The organism is Metabacillus litoralis (genome assembly GCF_007994985.1).
Taxonomy (GTDB): Bacteria; Bacillota; Bacilli; order Bacillales; family Bacillaceae; genus Metabacillus; species Metabacillus litoralis.
Genome location: NZ_VOQF01000013.1, coordinates 84,284 through 104,301, shown reverse-complemented (window position 1 = coordinate 104,301; position 20,018 = coordinate 84,284). Strand labels below are relative to the sequence as shown.

Here is a 20,018-nt window from a genome sequence, read left to right as displayed (position 1 = left end):
GATAAGGAGTAACTTAAATGAAAATGTTGATAGGGGTAGTAACGTCCGTTATGATAGTTGGTTTAATTGTTTCTACCATCTACTTTTATCAATCTAGTAACATTCCTTCTCAAGAACAAAATCAGATATCTGGACATATAAATAAAGAAAAAGTTGAGCAATTACAGCCTATTTCAAATACAATTATTAGTTATACATTACAAAATGATGAACTAAACATTACATATAATAAAGGTTTAAGCTGGCGTAAAGTCCCTGTTGAAAAAGATCGCTTATTCGAAGGTGAGTATAATGGAAACAAAAAAGAACTTATTGAGAAAAGCTATTTTTTAAGTGAAGATATGGCAGCGTTTTTATATACAGAAGGTGAAATTGGGGATCATCAAAAAGTAGTTGTAACCTATTCAAAAGATAAAGGTGAAACGTGGAAAAACTCAGTTGTAACTGAAGGGTTTTCTCAAATGAGGTATAGAAAGATCGATTTCCTAAATGACGACTTTGGTTATGTCATTATTTCTGGAGGAAGGACTATGTCTTTCGAATCATCGCATATTTTTATCACGCATGATGGTGGGCTGAGTTGGAAGGAAACAACGAATTCAGGTGTGACAAGCTTAATTTCAGATGGTGGATTTATTGATGAAACTACTGGATTTTTATCTTTTGGAACAATTAATCCCACAGCACCAGAGCTTTATTTTACACACAATACTGGAGAAACCTGGAGTAGGGCAACTATTTCTGTTCCAGAAAAATATCAGCAAATCTTTGTATCAGCAGAAATCCCCATTAAAGAAGGAAATCACTTAGCTATTTATGTTAATCAAGGACATCATGGTGATTATGAAGGTGGCAAGATAAAAGGAAAATTCATTTCAGAGGATAACGGCAAAACGTGGGAGTTTGAAAAGGAGGGTCAAGCTATTGAAACGAAATAAATTGAACCATTTAATAGGCTTGACTTTATTCCTTATGTCAATTGGCTTCTTTTGTATGCAAATGGCTTTTCTTTACATAAGTGCTAAATTTCAAGTGGAGTATATTGATAACCGTTTGTTTTATTTAATCAATATGGTGCTTGCTATTTGTTTATTATTAAGCATCTTCTTATTACTTAGACGATCTAAAAAGTTAAAAGTAACTTACAGCTACATTTTAATTACTTTCATAATTAGCCAAATCATCATTGTCATCATAAGTGAACAGAAAATCAGCAATATGATGAGTATTTCACCGGATTTTAAACATGTTTTTTCGATAAAAGAAAATGTTGAAACTGGAGAAAGCTTTTATTATAGATCTTATTATGGAATTTTGGCTAAACCAAAAGAAAAATTACCGAATCATACAGTTGGTAATTTCAAGGTTGAATGGATTGAAAAAGATATTGTCGCCATTACATATAAAACAGCAGAAGAAACTATTCAACAATATATCGGAACCTATGGAGATCGAGGTGATGGTGCTTCTTATTATTATGTCGGAGCAGAAATTCATGGAGTATGGTCAGGTCAAAATATGGAAGTTGTAAGTAATACTGAAGGAATTTCTATCACTGAAAAGGGGCATAAAGAATTATTTACTTGGGAGAACATTGAACAGTTCGGAACACTTGCTATCGTCTTAAAGCGAGATAATCAAGCGATTTGGACAATAGGGTTACATGCAAATTTTGAAGTTCAATCAAACTCCACAAAACCTGATATTGGAAATATTAGTTTGTATAAAGCAACAATGAGTAAAATTGATCCTGTTCGTCTTAATTTTAAATCATCATCTCAATAATTGATTATCGTTTTAGTTCATTGAGCTTTCAAGTCTTTATAAAGGTTGTGTTAAGTCATAATGAAAAAAATCATTTTATTTGTTTTAATTAATTTATTATTTACCGCTTCAGCACAAGGCTTAAGCTGGGCATATCCTTTTGTTGTGTGGGACGGGAATGTTTATGAAGTAACAGATGAAGAAGTCTCAGAAAATGATATCGAAAAAGAGATCGGCCAAGTAAAAACCATTCCAAACGATATGACAGGAGATTATTATGGAAATGCTTCAAATGCATTTCCGAAAGGAACAAAATATTACAAGATAAATAATAGTAAAACAGATTTAACGATTGCAGTTGAAGTAAAGAAAAATCATTGGAATAAAGCTATATATTCTCATGATGCACCATTTCATTGGATGAATTTATTAGTGAAGGTATTACCTTTTTTAGGTGTAGGTTTAGTTGTTTTTCTACTATTTGTTTTCTTAGCTAAGTTAAAAAAGAAGGTAACGTTTAAAGCGAATATATAATGCGAATATTCAAACTACACAAGAAAAACATATTTTTTTACTTTTGATGCTATTGTACATTTTACGAATAGTGTAAAATAGAAATATGTCGAATGATAAAATATAAAAATTCCTTGGAGGTTTTCGCTTTATTATGTCTAATCAACATGAACATGAAGATTCTAATATGAAAATATTTTCGCTAAACTCTGATCCGGCTTTATCACAGAAAATTTGTGATATTCTTGGAATCGAATTAGGAAAGAATTCTGTTACTCGTTTTAGTGATGGTGAAATCCAAATAAATATAGAAGAAAGTATCCGTGGTTGTGATGTATACATTATCCAGTCAATCAGCAACCCTGTAAACGAGCATTTAATGGAACTTTTGATTATGGTTGATGCATTAAAGCGTGCTTCAGCAAATACAATCAACTTAGTCATTCCTTACTATGGATATGCAAGACAAGATCGTAAAGCAAGAGCTAGAGAGCCAATTACAGCTAAACTAGTTGCAAACCTACTTCAAACGGCAGGTTCAACTCGTGTCATTGCTCTTGATCTTCATGCACCACAAATTCAAGGATTTTTTGATATTCCAATTGATCATTTACTAGGAGTACCAATTTTAGCTGATTATTTTGAAAGTAAGAATTTACAGGATATTGTGATCGTTTCACCAGATCATGGTGGGGTAACGCGTACTCGTAAATTAGCAGATAGATTAAAAGCTCCAATTGCCATTATAGATAAAAGACGACCAAAACCAAATGTTGTTGAAGTGATGAATATTGTTGGAAACATTGAAGGGAAAACAGCGATACTAATTGATGATATTATCGATACAGCAGGAACAATTACACTAGCAGCTAATGCACTTATAGAAAATGGTGCTAAAGAGGTTTACGCTTGCTGTACACACCCAGTATTATCTGGACCAGCAATAGAACGAATTCAAAACTCTAAAATTAAAGAACTTATTATTACAGATTCTGTTACTCTTCCAGAAGAAAACCGAATCGACAAAATCGTGGAACTCTCAGTTGCTCCATTAATTAGCGAAGCAATCAAGCGTGTACATAGAAAAGAATCTGTTGATGAATTAGTACAGTAAGTGCGGTGCCTGTCACACCCCGAATTTTCTTGTTTCACAGCATTTTAATAAAAACGACTTATTTAATCAGAGCTTTTTCATTAAGCTCTGATTTTTTACTATACAGGTTTAATATTTGGTGGTTTTTTACGTTCTTGGCTCAAGTACAAACTTGATAACAATTATTAATAAGGAAGTGGAGGGACTGAGTTAAAAATGATTAAATATCATAACCGAACATTTGTTGCGATAGAAAACTCAGAAAACGGTGAAGTTTCAACAAAAACCATTTTTAACTATCAACAGGAAGGGTCCATTTTGTCAGCAACATATAGTGGTGGTGACATTATCAAAGGTTTTCTAATAGGACTTGTTGAAGAAAATGGGCATTTACACTTTCACTACAATCATATAAACAAAAATAATGAAATTAGAGGTGGGCAGTGTCAATCTGTTCCTGAGATTCTTTCTGATGGAAGAATTAGATTGCACGAAAAGTGGAAATGGAACGACAATGAGCAAAGTGAAGGAACTTCTATAGTAGAAGAAATTAAATAGAACCTAAAGCTATTTCGACAATTAAATTGTTTTCTGTTTTAATTAAGCTTTGATTGTTATATGATTAAACTTCATTCTTTTGTTTTTACCCAAATAAAATGGCTGAAACTAACTAATGATAATAATATATAAAGCAGAGAATATTGGAGTTGATATAATGAGTAAAGCAAAAGGCAAGGGCGGGACAGGTCGCGGTACTGGCAAAAAGGGCTGGACACGTTGGCAAACAGGTGCAAACAAAGCAAAAAGTGCGAAGCCATATAAAAGCAAAGGTGTTAAACATGGTGATGCCAATAAAACTAGCGATAAAAACGATTAAAAAGTTATTAACTATATAAGCAAGAAAACGAGTGCAATTATCCTAGGTAATTGCATTTTTTTGTTACTCCTTTTTATATTAAAATTTGAATTTTGTTTCGATATAAATTAAAAATTTGTGATCATTTTTTAAGAAAATATCATTATTTAAAAGAACCTTTTCTGTTGAAAAAGGGAAATAAAGGAACTATGATAAAAAAAAGATCATTAAAACTTAATTGTTTTAAGATTAATTTTTAAGTTATTAAAGCTCAGTACTTTCTTAATTTACGATTTTCATTAAAAAATTCAAAGTAAAATTTCTGACAAATTCCCTACTAAAAATCAAGTTCAATTGGGGTTGAAAAATAGTGAAGTTACTATTTATAAGACATACTCAAGGTGAACATACTTTAAATCTTCCAAATAGCTTGTATACAAAAAACCCTTCATTAACAGATAAAGATAACTCAAGCGCGTTCACTTATAGAAGAATTTCCTTTACTGAATACTGATATTATCGTTAGTAACCCTTTAAGACGAACATTACAAACAGCTTTACTATGGAGTGAAGGTTATGACTGTAAAAAAATTGTGAATCCTTTAATTGGTCCAAGAATATTTCCAACTGTTTCTGGAGGAAAAACACTACCCTGCGATCAATTGTTAAGTAAGAATCAAATTAAATCGGATTTTCCAATGTTTTCACTTGAAAATTCTATTTCTCATTTACCTTGGAACCATGGAGTAAATATTTTAGGTGAAAATGAGTTTCATTTAATAGCAGAAATATTCCTTAAATGGTGTAAGCAACAGAAAACTAACCGAATTTGTATAGTTTCTCACGATGGAACAATTACTGCTTATAGACAGTTTATTGACGGTGTTAAACTTTCTAGAAACGATTTTCCTAAGGAAACTGGTTGCATTAAAATTGGATATTAAGCTCTACTTAAATAACATTATTTATAATTAGGCATATGATACAATGAAAAAACTCTGAAGGGAATGAGTAACATGCATTATATGCCTAATGTCTATCAGTCACCTAAATATGCTCTTAATCACGAACAGATCTACAACTCAACATTTTCGTTAAGAAATTCAATATCTGATGATCAAAATTTACTACAACCGATTATTTCGGGAATAAAAAGAGAGGCATCAGCAATACAACTATACAATAGGTTAATTAAAGAAGCATACAATGAAAAGCATAAAAATGAACTTCATTATGTATTAGAAAGAAAAAGAGCTCATTTAACAGCATTCACCAATTACTATACAACCATTACTGGAATGCAACCTGAATACTCAATTGATAAAATAACGTATCAAAGCTATCAAGAAGGTTTACAAAAAGCTTTTAAAGCAGAATTAGATATATTTGAAGATTTTCAAAAAAATTGTTATCGTACACAAGATTCCTACTATCAACATTTGTTTATATGGGCATTAACAAATCAACAGGATAATACCGCTCGAATTGGATTACTAAATGAAGATCTCTCAAACCGATTAACAGATTATGGTCCAAAACCTTTTGTTGTTAATATTGAAAAGGCAACTAAACAAAACGAAAATTTCCGTACTGCATTATGGACTGGTAAGCAATTACAACTTACTTTAATGAGTATTAACGTTGGAGAAGACATTGGCTTAGAAATTCACCCAAATCTGGATCAATTTTTACGTATTGAACAAGGGCAAGGAGTTGTCCAAATGGGAGATAAGAAAAATCGATTGGATTTTCAGAAAAAAGTATATAAAGATTATGCAATGATCATTCCAGCTGGCAAATGGCATAACTTGATTAATACAGGAAACAAACCACTAAAACTGTATTCAATCTATGCACCTCCACAGCATCCATATGGAACAATTCATGAAACAAAAGCAATAGCAATGGCAGCTGAAGAGGGACATCATAATTAACTAAAAATAGCATAGTTAAGCAAATGATAAAAAAAGTCGCTATTAGTTTTTATGACTTTTATTCTTTAACGCTATAAACTCAGCTGTTTCAAAAGCAGTAGAGTGCATGTATAAAATTAGCTAAGTTAATTACTTTTCAGGGAGAGCTATGATTCATATCAATAGCTATCAATATATATATAAAGAAATTGTTGATCAAAAAATTATTTGTCGTCTCATAATGAGTGGTCTATAAATCATCATAATCACCCTTATTAGATAAATGAGTTTGCTGGCTCTATATCATTTTGATATAGAGCTTTTATTTGTTAAAAAAACAAGAACAATAGATTTATAAAATGTTACAATAATTTACAAACACAAACAGAAAATACAGTAGAAATTTGGTGAATATTATTTCGAAACAATCGAACAAATTGGAATTAGTAATTTCTTTGTTTTTTAAGGATCAACGAAATTCAAAAAAGATAATACCTAAATTTATAGATGTAATCTTAGTAATACTTGCAATAATTGTTGCTGTAATGGGTTTATTTAAAGGGTTGACAAGCTTTTACTTTAGTATCTTACAAATTATATTAGCGACAATATGTTTGTTAAGTGCTATAGAACATTATCTATTAAAAGAGAGATTAGAGTACATTTTGTTAGAATTGGGTATTGCGATTATTTTAATCAGTTATTCCTTTTATACCTTTTAAAAATGATTCACAAATGGTCAAAATTACAGATGAGGGGGCTTGAATCATGTTGATGTTTGAAAAACTTTCAGGAAATACCGTTACAATAGTACCAATGGAAATTTCTCATACAAAAGAGTTATATGAAGCTGGTAAAAACAAAGAAATTTGGTCACACTTACCAAAGTCTATAAAAAGTTATCAACAAATGGAATGCTTTGTAGAAGAGGCTTTACGAAGAAAGGAGTTAGGAAATGAGGTCCCATTTGTAATTAAATGTAGAAAAAGTAATAAGGTGATCGGGAGTACGAGATTTCTAGATATTTCAAAAATAAACCTAGGATTAGAAATTGGTTGGACTTGGTTAACCCCGACAGTTTGGGGAACAGCTGCTAATTTAGAGTGTAAATATCTACTATTGAAATATACTTTTGAAGATCTTAACTTCATACGAGTTCAATTTAAAACAGATGATCAAAATCTTAGATCTCAAAAAGCATTAGAGAAAATTGGAGGGAGTAAAGAAGGAATATTACGAAATCACATGATTAGAAAAGACGGTACATATCGACATTCTGTTTTTTATAGCATTATAGATAGTGAGTGGGAAAAAGTTAAAATAAGTTTAGAGGATTCTCTCTACTAATTTAATTATAATCAACATAGTAGACCAAATTCTAAAAGTTTGATCTACTATTGATGTTCATGCTAATTTCCATCTATATGAACTGAATGAATCTTACATATTTATTTCTGGATTTTGGCTCATTGGTTTAATGAATTTAGTTAGTAGTCCACGCGAAATTGGACCAACAATTAGTAATTGAGCTGGTAGGGCCACGATAAGGTTCAGCCCAACAGTTTTAAGATAAGCAGTGAAAATAGATCCTTCAATTCCTACCATAATTGAGGTTAAAATAAGACCATATACAGACATAATAAGCACCATCGCTGGAACCATACAAAATGATATGCTTAAAATAACATTAATTTGTTTAGATTTATCATAAGGGAAGGATAGCGCAAGTTTACGTGCTCTAGGCTCAACTAGTGATTCGACGATAAATGCAATGATGAAAGTTATGATTAATTGCAGTACCGCACTCCAAAATGTAATTGAAACTCCGTGTAATAGTGTGTTGTATAAGGTCATAATAAAGACCATTCCTGAACACATAAAAATTGCAAAGATAATTCCTTCTTTTTTATTACTAGGCAAACGAAAACATCCTTTCTTTAACGAGAATAACTGTTATTATATATAAATAAAAATTTCTTCATAAGTGAAAGTTTTGTGAATTTTTTTCTGGTGCTCTGTTTATACATATATGTATTTATTATGTGAAGTATTTTCTCTTAAAAGTTTATGAATCATTTAAAGTGAAGAATATAGATGACCTATTTTAGATTGAAGGTCCGGCTCAATTATTAGTGATACAAAATGAGGGTTTTAATGGAGGCTATCATTTAGTAACAAAAGGAAGGGAAGGACTCATTTAACTTCTCTTAAGCCCTTTCCTTTAAGAACATCTCTTATTCCTTCTTCACATACACCATAAGAGCGCCAGGAACAAGTTTCACAAACTGTTTGAATGTCAGAAGGTACAACATACTTCTGGATGTGCATCTCGATGTCCCTCCAAGATAAAATTTGCCCAATTGTAAGACCTAATTTTTCTAAAATGGCTCGATCTCGCTCATAAATCGAATTGTTTTGACAATGATATTCACCTGAGTTTGGATATTTATCACATAGTTGATCTGGACCATTCACAAGTTTAATTTTTGTAAAAGGATCGTTTTTTAATGTTTGATGAAGTATCGTCATATTTTCCACATATTCTTTGGAATACCCCATACCTCGATACCCCAGAAGGCAAAAGAGGTGATGTCCTCTTAGCTTATACATTGTTTTCCTCCTCATAAAATATGTGTTAACTAAAATATCAATAAGTTAACATATTTTAATTTTAACATATCTATAAGGTGGTTTTGTATAATTCCATTTCGTATTCAATGATAAAAAAATGGGCATTGCTAAACAGGACTAGAATAATCTACATTATGAATATACGAAAATTTTAAAAATTAATTGAAAGTGGAGAAATAATGAACCATCAGAATATTGTTTTAGTCGTGAGTGTTACCATTTATAAGAATAGTAAAGTCTTCATTATTCAAGAAACAAAACCAAAAGCATTTAAGAAATGGAATTTTCCAAGTGGACGTATTGAAATTGGTGAAGACATTCTAAAAGCAGCACGTAGAGAGGTAAAAGAAGAAACGGGCTATGATGTAGAGCTTATCAGCACTTCGGGTATATATAACTTTAAAAGTCAAACTAATGATCACGTCATTCTCTTTCATTTTACTGCTGAAATCATTGGAGGTGCTTTTATACTTAGAGAAAATGAAATATCAGATAGTAAATGGATACGTCTAGAAGATCTATTAAAATTTAAAGATAACGATCTAAGAGAAAAAGAAGTGAATAGCCAGATTATTAATAATTTACTAAACAAAAATCTTCACGATATTGATCTGTTTAATAAGAAGTTATTTTGAAAACATAAACGTAAGAAGATAGGGTGGTAATATTGAAATTTAAATATGATTTTATAGATCAATGGGTAGTAGATGGATTTATCGAAATAAATTCCCAGAAATTATCGTTTAATGTTACATATGTGAGTGATTGCTTAGGTGACTTGTTATCTGCTCTTCTTTATTTAAACAGTACCTGTATATCAAAAGATTATGGTTTAACTAATCATACAAGTTGTGCATGGGATAGTGAGCCATTTATTACTAGGTGGAACTTTACACTGAAAAAAAATAGAATGTTACATATTATTGTTTCTTTTGAAAATAGAATAAAAATTGATACTGAATATCATTATGATTCATTTTTAGAAGTTATATTAAAAGAAGTGAATTCTTTAATTAAGAAATATGGCATTGTGGGTTATAAGGCAAACTGGGAACACGAATTCCCATTAAGCACTTACCTACAATTAAAAAGCTATCTTTTAACTAAAAAACCTTATATATTCGAAATGATTGAGAATGAATATAGTGAATATAAAAAAAGTGATTTAATAAAAGATATACATTTATTAACAAACTAAAATAAGCGTTCAATAAGCATTTCTACAGTTAGTTAATTCGTCAACTTTATGAAGTATTCCAACAACTATTAGGAATAATCCGTCAACTTTAACGGATAATCAATCAACTTTCAAGAATAATCCATCAATCGACAAAATGCGCAATATAATATGAAATTAATACATAAAATTGATTATAAAAATCCAACCACTATTTATTAATAAATAATAATAATTTATTGATTATCAATAAATAACGATTTATACTAAAGGTAACATTAATTAAGTGAGGTGCTTTTTAATGAAACTTCAAACAACAACTTTAATGAAAATAGTAATTTACACGATAGGTTTATCGATACTTTGCTTATGTTCATTTTGGTTGCCTTGGCAATCAAGAGTTTTAGCAGAAATGTATCCAGAGTTTGCGCATTTACAATATCCACTTTTGATTGGAATTTACTTAACAGCACTGCCATTTTTCTTCGCACTTTATAAGATATTAGAGCTATTAAGGTATATTGATCAAAACATTGCCTTCTCAGACTCTTCTGTAGTAGCTTTAAAGTACATAAAATACTGCGCAATAGCAATCAGTTTGTTATACGTAATTGGCTTTATTATTTTAAATTATAATCAAGCTGGAAATCCAGGCATTTTACTACTTGGTATAATTATCACATTTACCTCTCTTGTAATAGCTGTTTTCGCTGCTCTTCTGCAAATGTTATTAAAAAATGCCCTCAATGTTAAATCTGAGAATGATTTAACCATATAACTTACATGACCGAAGAGCTGACAAGATAAATTGTCAGCTTTTTTGTTTTTTCAGAATTCAGCATTTTAGCAGAAATCAATATTTTAACTATTCAATAAATTTAAGTTCTTAATATTTAAATCAGATCATATGTTGAGAATGTAGTTTAGTGCAAACGTTTCCAACTAATTGTGCAATCGTTTGTACAAAAAAAAGAAAAAGGGGGATTACAATGAAAAAGTTTTTAACAATGTTTATGGTCTTTATTCTCGTACTAGGCGCTCTTGCTGCCTGTGGACCACAGGATGAAACGACTATGAATGATAGTGAAGAAACAGTAGCAACAACAGAGGATGAAAATAAGCCTGAAAAGCTTGTTGTTTGGGAAGACAAAGACAAGTCTCCTTGGTTAAAGGATGTTGCGAAAGAGTTTACCGAAGAACATGGTATTGAAATTGAGATTAAAGAGGTTTTAATGGCGAGTGATATGCGTGAGCAATTGCGTTTAGATGGACCTGCTGGAACTGGACCCGATGTATTAACACTACCTCATGATCAAATTGGAGAGTTAGCGGTGCAAGGTCATCTTGCAGAAATAACTGTTGATTCAGCAGTGAAAGATCGTTTCTCCCAATCTTCTATTTCTGCACAAACATATGATGGAAAACTTTACGGTCTTCCAAAATCATCAGAAACACCTGTATTCATTTATAACAAAACTCTAATGGAAGCTCCTCCAGAAACAATGGATGAAGTGTATAGCTTTTCTAAAGATTTCACAAAGGATGGTAACTTTGGATTTTTAGCAGTATGGGATGATTTTTATATGGCTCATGGTGTTATTGCTGGTAATGGCGGCTATGTATTTGGCAATGAAAACGATATTCCAAATCCACAGGATCTTGGTTTAAATAATGAAGGTGCTATTGAAGGTGTGACATATATAAAAAAATGGTATGACGAAGGTTTATTTCCTAAAGGACTTATCGGAGAAAATGGCGGCTCAACACGTGATGGTTTATTTGGAGAAGGTAAGGTAGCAGCCGTTATGAATGGACCATGGCAATTTCAGCCATACAAAGATGCAGGTGTTGATATTGGAATAGCTCCAATGCCTAAACTTCCTAATGGAGAACATATGAAAACGTTTATGGGTGTAAAAGGTTACCATGTATCAAGTCATTCAAAAAACCAGGAATGGGCAACAAAATTTGTTGATTTTATTACAAATGATGAAAACTCATTAATCCGTTTTGAACAAACACAGGAAGTTCCTACTAATCTTGCTTTAGCTGAAAATCCTGCTATAACCGAGAATGAAGGAGCAAAAGCTGTTGCATTACAATCACAAAATGCCATTCCTATGCCGAATATTCCTGAAATGGGAACAGTTTGGGAGCCGATGGCGAATAACTTACAAACAATTGTAACAGGTAAAGCTGAACCTAAAAAAGCTCTTGATGCTGCAGTAAAACAAATTAATCAAAGTATTGAAGCAAGTCATTCTAACTAAATAAAGAAATAGCAGTACGTCCAGAACGGAGGTACTGCTATAAATTTATTTAAAATGGAAAGGAGGATGTAAAAGTGGAGCAAAATAGGGTTGATCCAACTAATCATCGAAAAATAGCTGTTGTTCTTTCGATTCTTCCTGGACTAGGACAATTGTATAACAAGCAGTATGTTAAGGGTGGTTTATTTTTACTATTAACAGCTGCATTTTTTGGTGTTTTTCGAGATTTACTTAATATGGGACTATGGGGAATTGTTACACTTGGTGAAAAAACACCGCGAGATAACTCTATTTTTCTATTAGCTGAAGGGATATTAGCTCTTATTATCGTTAGCTTCGGCTTGATATTTCTATTGTTTAATTTATTTGATGCATATAAAAATGGAGAGAAGAGGGACAAAGGTCAGCCACTTCATACATTATGGGAGCAATACCGAAACTTAATAGAATCTGGTTTTCCTTATTTAATCATGACACCTGGATTTTTATTGATGGTCTTTGTTGTTGTTTTTCCAATTATTTTTGTGATACTACTAGGATTTACTAATTATGACTTATATCATTCTCCACCAGCTAAGCTTGTAGATTGGGTGTTTCTTCAAACATTTATAGATATTTTCAAAATTGATATTTGGCGTGAGACCTTTTTTGGTGTTTTATCTTGGACACTTGTTTGGACGTTTGTTGCAACCACTTTTCAAGTCGCACTTGGAATTATTCTCGCTGTTATTGTTAACCAGAAAGACTTAAAAGGTAAAGCATTGATTAGAACTGTCTTAATTCTACCTTGGGCAATTCCTGGATTTGTTTCCATATTAATTTTTGCCGGAATGTTTAATGAATCCTTCGGTGCCATCAATCAAGATATTTTAACTCTTATTGGATTAGGTGATATTCCTTGGATGACAGAATCACTTTATACAAGAATGGCGTTAATATTTATTCAAACCTGGCTAGGTTTTCCATTTGTTTTTGCTATGACAACTGGTGTTCTTCAATCAATTCCTGATGAATTGTATGAAGCTGCAACAGTGGATGGAGCAAATAGCTTACAGAAGTTCAAAAGCATTACTTTACCACTTGTGTTATTTGCAACAGCACCAATTATCATCACGCAATACACATTTAATTTTAATAATTTTAATGTGATTTATCTATTTAATGGCGGAGGTCCTGCTGTACCAGGACATAATGCTGGAGGCACAGATATCTTAATTTCATGGATTTATAGTTTAACAATGACATCAGCTGAATATTCGAAGGCAGCTGCTATTACATTATTATTATCAATTTTTGTCATCACGATTGCCATCTGGCAATTTAGAAAAACGAAATCATTCCAAGAAGAGGATATGATGTAATGAATATAAAATCTCACAAATTCATTAGACTAGGTTTGTCGTATTTAATCATTGGGATTATGTTTTTAATTATCTTATATCCGGTAGCATGGATTATCGGCTCTTCCTTTAATCCTGGACAAAGCCTATCAGGTTCTTCAATTATTCCAAAAAATGCGTCATTAATGCATTATCAACATTTATTCAATTTAGAAGAAACGTATTATTTAAAATGGTATCAAAATTCATTAATAGTCAGTTGCTTAACGATGATCTTCACAGTCCTATCTGTAAGTTTTATTGCCTATGCTTTTTCAAGATATCGTTTCTTTGGAAGAAAATATGGATTAATGACATTTTTGATTTTACAAATGATTCCGAATTTCGCGGCGTTAATTGCGATCTATGTATTAGCATTTAGATTCCAATTATTAGATACATTAAGCGGATTAATTCTCATTTATGTTGGAGGTCAAATTCCCCTTAATACATGGTTAATGAAGGGATATTTAGATACCATCCCTAGGGAGCTTGATGAATCAGCAAAAATTGATGGAGCAGGTCATTTTCGAATTTTCTTTCAAATTGTTATGCCCTTAGCAAAACCGATTCTTGCTGTTGTTGCATTATTCTCTTTTATCGCACCTTTTGCAGACTTTATTATCGCAAGTATTCTCCTTCGCTCTGAAGAAAAATACACTTTACCAGTTGGCTTATTCAATTTGATTGATGATCAGTTTGGTGCAGAATTTACAACCTTTGCAGCAGGATCCGTTTTAATTGCCATTCCAATTGCCATATTGTTTTTGTTTTTCCAAAAATATTTCGTCTCTGGCTTAACAGCAGGGGGAACAAAAGGATGATTGAAGACAGGTTGTTACTTATATGCAACCTGTCTTTTTCCTTTAAGTTTAAATCATGATTTTTTAGAATATGCACCTTATTAAAACTTGCTATGCAAGGTAATGGATGAAAAGGAGCAACGACAAAAAGAGGGTTCTATAGGGAACTATTTGGAGTGTAATTAAAAGAGGCGCAAATCAAATTTACGCCATATCATTTTTATATTTTACCATTCTTACCTCAAACGTTACAGTATTAAAGGTAGGAGAAGTAGGTGACTCTTCAATGTGCTATCAAATCAAGTTGCAGCTAGGTATGTTTTCACGCACTTATATGATAAGAAATAGTATTTCTAAAAAGTAATCTAAAACAAAACATGATAAGCTTGTAAGCCAAAATAAACACCAAACCCCATTAAAGTTAATCCTGAAATAACAGAAATAAAAGTGATTAAACCTGGAGTTAAAATTTTTCTAAATGTACTCGATATGATTGCCATTATAAAGTCCCATAGTAGTAGTCCAATCAAAATGGCTCCACTATAAATGAAAAGCTGCAGATTTTCGTATGTAGCAGCTGTTTTGGCTAGAATAGATCCATAGATACCTAACCAAAATAAGATAGTAAGCGGATTTGACAAGGCCATAAAAAAGCCTGTCATAAATGTTTTAAAATAAGATTCGTACTCACTGCGATTTTGTTGAATTTCTTTTCTTGCTGAAAAAATCGTTTCAATCCCCGTATAAATAAGCACAAAAAAACCAAATAACCATAGAAAAGTCTGCATAAAAGGACTATCCAGAAAATTAACAACACCCATATAGACCATTATCATGTAGATAATATCTGCTGTTACTGATCCTAAGCCAATTACCCACGAATGATAAAATCCAAAACGAAAACCCCGGTCAATCTGCGCAGCATTTATTGGTCCAATTGGAGCTGCAAGTGATAATCCTAATAAAACATAACTAAAAAGAATACTCAAAAATGTCACGCCCTTTTAAATAGTACTTTTACAATCTATTCAAGGGTTGTAGCTTGTACGACATTTTTTAGAAATTTATTGGAATTTATCTATAATATATTTCTAATTTAAAGACTATACTCGCAAACATCTTTATTTTTTAAAACTCATCAAACTCGTGACTTCCTTTACTAAAAATCTTAAGCAATATAACTCTATTTTTTATAAAGGCTCTTTTATGAAAGATTGTAGCTAATTGACATCTTTATCTGTTGTAACAAGTGTTTATCGCAAAAAAGGTACAATTTGTAGAAGAAAAGATGACACTAGACTTTATACAGTGCTGTTATCTTCTTATAACTAAAAGCAACAAAGTTTACGAAACAGCCTTAATAAGTAATCCAATATCACATTTACATATAGGAAAGCCCTTAGAAATTACATTTCAACATTCACTCAAAGCTTACATAATTGACTAGAAAAATACACATATTAAAACCACAAAATAGAGTAGGAGTGTATACCATTGACCTCAAATAACAATCTATTATCAATCTTCGCTTTAGGTGGTTTAAATGAAGTTGGGAAAAATATGTATGCTATTCAATATAACAATGACATCATTGTTATTGATTGTGGAAATAAATTTCCAGATGAAAGCTTATTAGGTATTGACCTCATTATTCCTGATGTTTCCTATTTAGAGGAAAACAAAGATAAAGTAAAAGCGTTAATCGTCACTCATGGTCATGAAGATCATATTGGTGGTATCCCTTATTTCTTAAAAAAACTAAATGTTCCTGTTTATGCGACTAGATTTACGTTAGGATTAATTGAACTAAAATTAAGTGAACATAAAATTCTGCGCGAAACTGAGTTAAAGGAAATTAATTCGAATTCTGAAATTACTTTTGGAGAAATGACTGCTAGTTTCTTTAGAGTTAATCATAGTATTCCAGATTGTCTTGGGATTGCTTTTGAAACTCCACAGGGAACAATCGTACATAGTGGTGATTTTAAATTTGATTTAACTCCTGTTAATAATGAACATTCAGATATTCATAAAATGGCTGAGATCGGAAAAAAAGGTGTGTTGCTTCTTTTATCTGAAAGCACAAATGCAGAACGTTCTGGATCTACACCTTCAGAGCTAATTGTTGGTCAGCACATCGAAGAGGCTTTTCGCAAGGCTAAAGGAAAAATTTTTCTATCAACTTTTGCATCAAATATTAACCGTGTTCAACAGGTGGTTGATGCAGCGATTAAAACAAACCGGAAAATTGCTTTATTAGGTAGAAGTATGGTTAATGTTGTTGATGTAGCAATGAAGCGTGGATATCTAAATGCTCCTGAGGGAATGATCATTGAACAAGATCAAATAGAAGAGTTGTCTCCTGAAAAAGTATGTATTTTATGTACTGGTAGCCAAGGAGAACCAATGGCTGCGCTTGCCCGCTTATCTACTGGGAATTTCCGTGGTACAGAGGTACTACGTGGAGATACTGTTATTTTAGCAGCAGGCCCAATTCCTGGAAACGAAAAAAATGTTTCTCAAATTGTTGATAATTTGTATGCACTAGGTGCAAATGTTATCTATGGCTCAGGCAAAGGGATGCACGTATCTGGTCATGGTTACCAAGAAGATCTTAAGTTAATGCTAACCTTAATGAAGCCGAAATATTTCATTCCAATCCACGGTGAATACAGAATGCTTCATCATCACCGTTTATTAGCAGAAACAGTTGGTGTCGAAGAAGAAAACACATTTATTCTTAAAAATGGTGATGTAGTAGATCTTGAGAACTCTATTGCACGACAAACAAGATCGATTCCAGCAGGAAACACATATGTTGATGGAATTGGATTAGATGATGTTGGGGATATCGTGTTAAGAGACCGCAAACAGCTTTCAGAAGATGGTATGCTTGTTATTGTATTAACAATGAGCAAGGCAGAAAGAAAACTCATCACAAGACCTGACACAATATCCCGTGGCTTCGTAGACAACAGAGACTCAAGTGATTTGTTAAACGACATAAATGGATTAATCAAAAAAACAGTCAATGACCTAAAAGAATCAGACAAAGCACAATGGAATGTTCTCAAACAAAAAATCAGAAAATCAGTAGGACAATATGTCTTCTCTCACACCAAGAAAAGACCAATGATTTTACCGATTATCATTGAAGTTTAATTCGGTGCCTGTCACCACCCGACTTTTGTCGAGTGGTGACAGGCACTTTTCTTTAATTATTTACATCCAGAATTAATGATTATAGAATGTGCATTCACTTTTTTTCAGGAGTATAATATTTTCTATAAATTTGTAATTATAGTAGAATACAGACAAACATCAAAATGATACTTCAACTAAAAAACAAATAACCACTAAAACTTTGAGTAGGTGAGAATAAGTGGAACAACCAAAACAATATGTTTGGTATGCAAGCTATGGCTCAAACATAAATAATGATCGTTTCTTATGTTACATAAAAGGTGGAAAACCTAATGGCTCTAGTATGGTAGAAGAAGGTTGCCGTGATCAATCGCTCCCTATAAAAGAATCGATTCATTTAATAAAGCATCCATTATATTTTGCAAAAGAATCTGGAAGGTGGAATTTTCAGGGTGTTGCCTTTATCGGATTATATCAAGATTCTTCATGTATTACGTATAGTAAAAAATATTTAATCACAACTGAACAATTTATGGATATCGTGAAACAAGAAAATGATGGAATAAAATTCAAACTAAATCTCCAAGATGTACAAGAGAGGAATTCTTATGTATTTAATGAGGAATCCTGGTACGGAAATATCCTTTATCTTGGAAAAGATTCTGGCTATCCAATTTATACTTTTACTGCGCCGTGGGATAAAAAAGAAGTTGATTGGAAAAAACCTTCACATTCATACCTGTCTACAATCATTAAAGGATTAAGAAAAGATTATTCAACAACAGATGTGTTTGATTATTTAGCAAGTAAACCAGGAATTAAAGAAAGCTACCAACGTGATGAATTGTTACATCTTATAAAAGAAACTTTTGATTAATACTTATAATTATTTAACGTGAGCATCCATAACCTAGGATGCTCATTTTATTTACCAGTAAAGTGAATATTTTATTACTTGATAGAAATTTGACCTCTACTAGCTCTTCTAATAATCGAAATGATGGACCGACATAAGAGAAGTTTAATCACTAAGCTAATGAATGAATGGTACCATGTCCAACCCTTTTTCCATGTAATTAAGTCTGTTTTCTTTGCCGCAAAAGTCTCTATGAGCACTTGTGGAATAACAAAAGGTAAAAGTTTTAAAATGAAACCTATAGGCTTACTATTTAATGTCCATTGATTGTAATAAAGTAAAGAAAGGGGATAGTGAACAAAATCAAAAGGTAAATGAATTATAAAATATCTAGGAAAAGGTCTGATTTTGTATTTTAAATACCCTTTAGACACAAGGTAACGATCTGAAAGAGAATTACCAATAATACTAACCAAATATACAATAATCCAATCTTTAACCCGCCTTTTTACAATAGCAAAAGGTAACAAAAACAAACCAATTATTGTTGTAGAAGTCAAAAAAATAACTGGAAACTTTTTATTCATTTTTAAACACCTCATGTTATAGTTTGTCATTAGCTTGTTTCTTATACGGTGCCTGTCACGCCCCGTTTTTTCTTGTTTCACAACTTTGTTCCACACGCAAGGAAGTTTCAGGTTTGTGACAAAGTGATCATTTTTTTGCTATGATAGAGGAAAGTAGTATGAGGTGATGAACATGGAATTAAGCGATATCCTCAATAAGGTACAGTTACATACACCTTCTTTTCTTGGTAATGAGAGGTTTTCGAAATATGCTGTACTTTTGCCAATTCTAAAAGTAAACAATGACATACATATTTTATTTGAGGTGCGTTCTCAAGAGCTAAGAAGACAGCCTGGGGAAATTTGTTTCCCTGGTGGTAGAATGGATAAGCAGGATCAATCATTTCTAGATACGGCTGTAAGGGAAACAACAGAAGAGCTTGGTATCACACAAGAGCAAATAACAGATGTTTACCCAATTGATTTTCTGCTTTCACCTTATGGAATGATTGTTTATCCATTTGTTGGTTTAATTAATGATTTTAACAGCATAAATCCCAATAAATCTGAGGTCCAGGAAACTTTTACTGTTCCATTGACTTTTTTTCTAAATACGAAACCCGACGTTTATCATGTACATACAAAGCTAGAGCCAGAAGAGGATTTTCCTTTTGATTTAATTCCAGGAGGCAGAAACTATAATTGGCAAACTCGAAAAATGGATGAAATTTTTTATCAATATGAAAACAAAGTAATTTGGGGTTTAACAGCTAGAATACTATCTCATTTTATTGAGCTTTTAAAAAGGTAAATAAGTTATAATTCATACCTCACTTTCTTATAGAAGAAATAAGATTTTGGGGTATTTCTCTTTCAAATGCCTTAGCTAAATATGACATACATGTTTCATTGTATTTAATAGAAACTATATACTAACTAAGACTCTTTTTTGAAAAAAGGTTCCTAATTATCTTACAGAACCGGTGTTTTCAATCCATAATAGGTACTATTAAAGAAAATAATGCACTAGACATTATATAGTGCTGTGTATCC

Annotated in this window: 21 protein-coding genes and 1 pseudogene; 18 read left to right on the top strand and 4 right to left on the bottom strand. The window is 31.9% G+C overall.

Annotated elements, in window-relative coordinates:
* Positions 1–17: 17 nt before the first annotated feature.
* From FS935_RS18635 to FS935_RS18595, 9 genes and pseudogenes are all read left to right on the top strand, one after another.
* Positions 18–938: a WD40/YVTN/BNR-like repeat-containing protein gene (locus FS935_RS18635; protein WP_146950149.1), complete on the top strand. Its 921-nt coding sequence runs from the start codon at positions 18–20 to the stop codon at positions 936–938.
* The gene (locus tag FS935_RS18630; RefSeq protein WP_146950148.1) at positions 925–1,785 is read left to right on the top strand and encodes a hypothetical protein; all 861 of its coding nucleotides are present in this window, start codon (positions 925–927) and stop codon (positions 1,783–1,785) included. The genes FS935_RS18635 and FS935_RS18630 overlap by 14 nt, the downstream gene beginning before the upstream one ends.
* Before the next feature lie 60 nt (positions 1,786–1,845).
* On the top strand, positions 1,846–2,298 hold the full coding sequence (locus FS935_RS18625) for a hypothetical protein (protein ID WP_146950147.1): 453 nt from the start codon (positions 1,846–1,848) through the stop codon (positions 2,296–2,298).
* 133 nt (positions 2,299–2,431) lie between these two features.
* Positions 2,432–3,391 (top strand): ribose-phosphate diphosphokinase, encoded by a 960-nt coding sequence (locus FS935_RS18620; protein ID WP_146950146.1) that lies wholly within the window; start codon positions 2,432–2,434, stop codon positions 3,389–3,391.
* Between the two features lie 195 nt (positions 3,392–3,586).
* Positions 3,587–3,928, top strand: coding sequence for an avidin-fold protein (locus tag FS935_RS18615; protein WP_193559381.1), 342 nt, complete (start codon positions 3,587–3,589; stop codon positions 3,926–3,928).
* A gap of 157 nt (positions 3,929–4,085) precedes the next feature.
* A complete protein-coding gene (locus FS935_RS18610; protein ID WP_146950170.1) occupies positions 4,086–4,247 on the top strand; it encodes a DUF3934 family protein in 162 nt (53 codons plus the stop codon).
* Between the two features lie 349 nt (positions 4,248–4,596).
* Positions 4,597–5,170 (top strand): annotated as a pseudogene (locus FS935_RS18605) (histidine phosphatase family protein).
* A gap of 63 nt (positions 5,171–5,233) precedes the next feature.
* On the top strand, positions 5,234–6,160 hold the full coding sequence (locus FS935_RS18600) for a cupin domain-containing protein (protein WP_240050957.1): 927 nt from the start codon (positions 5,234–5,236) through the stop codon (positions 6,158–6,160).
* 744 nt (positions 6,161–6,904) lie between these two features.
* Positions 6,905–7,486 (top strand): GNAT family N-acetyltransferase, encoded by a 582-nt coding sequence (locus tag FS935_RS18595; protein WP_439116676.1) that lies wholly within the window; start codon positions 6,905–6,907, stop codon positions 7,484–7,486.
* Positions 7,487–7,579: 93 nt separating this feature from the next.
* Here FS935_RS18595 and FS935_RS18590 read toward each other — a convergent pair whose 3' ends face one another.
* Complete coding sequence (locus FS935_RS18590; protein ID WP_146950144.1) at positions 7,580–8,059, bottom strand: DUF2798 domain-containing protein; 480 nt, start codon at positions 8,057–8,059, stop codon at positions 7,580–7,582.
* A gap of 273 nt (positions 8,060–8,332) precedes the next feature.
* Complete coding sequence (locus tag FS935_RS18585) at positions 8,333–8,749, bottom strand: DUF1284 domain-containing protein (protein ID WP_146950143.1); 417 nt, start codon at positions 8,747–8,749, stop codon at positions 8,333–8,335.
* Positions 8,750–8,949: 200 nt separating this feature from the next.
* On the opposite strand from FS935_RS18585, the gene FS935_RS18580 reads away from it, so the two are divergent.
* The 6 genes from FS935_RS18580 to FS935_RS18555 all read left to right on the top strand — a co-directional run bounded on the left by FS935_RS18580 (position 8,950) and on the right by FS935_RS18555 (position 14,420).
* Positions 8,950–9,405, top strand: coding sequence for an NUDIX hydrolase (locus tag FS935_RS18580; RefSeq protein ID WP_146950142.1), 456 nt, complete (start codon positions 8,950–8,952; stop codon positions 9,403–9,405).
* 32 nt (positions 9,406–9,437) lie between these two features.
* The gene (locus tag FS935_RS18575; protein WP_146950141.1) at positions 9,438–9,968 is read left to right on the top strand and encodes a hypothetical protein; all 531 of its coding nucleotides are present in this window, start codon (positions 9,438–9,440) and stop codon (positions 9,966–9,968) included.
* 280 nt (positions 9,969–10,248) lie between these two features.
* Positions 10,249–10,725: a DUF2975 domain-containing protein gene (locus FS935_RS18570; protein ID WP_146950140.1), complete on the top strand. Its 477-nt coding sequence runs from the start codon at positions 10,249–10,251 to the stop codon at positions 10,723–10,725.
* Positions 10,726–10,936: 211 nt separating this feature from the next.
* Positions 10,937–12,217 (top strand): sugar ABC transporter substrate-binding protein, encoded by a 1,281-nt coding sequence (locus tag FS935_RS18565; RefSeq protein WP_146950139.1) that lies wholly within the window; start codon positions 10,937–10,939, stop codon positions 12,215–12,217.
* Between the two features lie 74 nt (positions 12,218–12,291).
* Positions 12,292–13,578, top strand: coding sequence for a carbohydrate ABC transporter permease (locus FS935_RS18560; RefSeq protein WP_240050956.1), 1,287 nt, complete (start codon positions 12,292–12,294; stop codon positions 13,576–13,578).
* Positions 13,578–14,420 (top strand): sugar ABC transporter permease, encoded by an 843-nt coding sequence (locus FS935_RS18555; protein ID WP_146950138.1) that lies wholly within the window; start codon positions 13,578–13,580, stop codon positions 14,418–14,420. The genes FS935_RS18560 and FS935_RS18555 overlap by 1 nt, the downstream gene beginning before the upstream one ends.
* A gap of 344 nt (positions 14,421–14,764) precedes the next feature.
* On the opposite strand, the gene FS935_RS18550 is transcribed toward FS935_RS18555, so the two are convergent.
* Positions 14,765–15,388 (bottom strand): LysE family transporter, encoded by a 624-nt coding sequence (locus FS935_RS18550; RefSeq protein WP_146950137.1) that lies wholly within the window; start codon positions 15,386–15,388, stop codon positions 14,765–14,767.
* Between the two features lie 505 nt (positions 15,389–15,893).
* Here FS935_RS18550 and FS935_RS18545 point away from each other — a divergent pair.
* Both FS935_RS18545 and FS935_RS18540 read left to right on the top strand, forming a co-directional pair.
* The gene (locus tag FS935_RS18545; protein WP_146950136.1) at positions 15,894–17,561 is read left to right on the top strand and encodes a ribonuclease J; all 1,668 of its coding nucleotides are present in this window, start codon (positions 15,894–15,896) and stop codon (positions 17,559–17,561) included.
* A 220-nt stretch (positions 17,562–17,781) separates the two neighbouring features.
* Positions 17,782–18,420 carry a hypothetical protein gene (locus FS935_RS18540; RefSeq protein WP_146950135.1) on the top strand — a complete coding sequence of 213 codons (639 nt, stop codon included), beginning with the start codon at positions 17,782–17,784 and terminating at the stop codon, positions 18,418–18,420.
* Between the two features lie 74 nt (positions 18,421–18,494).
* Here the strand turns inward: FS935_RS18540 and FS935_RS18535 are convergent, their stop codons facing one another.
* Positions 18,495–18,986, bottom strand: coding sequence for a CBO0543 family protein (locus FS935_RS18535; RefSeq protein WP_146950134.1), 492 nt, complete (start codon positions 18,984–18,986; stop codon positions 18,495–18,497).
* 172 nt (positions 18,987–19,158) lie between these two features.
* Here FS935_RS18535 and FS935_RS18530 point away from each other — a divergent pair, with 172 nt between their 5' ends.
* The gene (locus tag FS935_RS18530; RefSeq protein ID WP_146950133.1) at positions 19,159–19,776 is read left to right on the top strand and encodes an NUDIX hydrolase; all 618 of its coding nucleotides are present in this window, start codon (positions 19,159–19,161) and stop codon (positions 19,774–19,776) included.
* Positions 19,777–20,018: the final 242 nt, after the last annotated feature.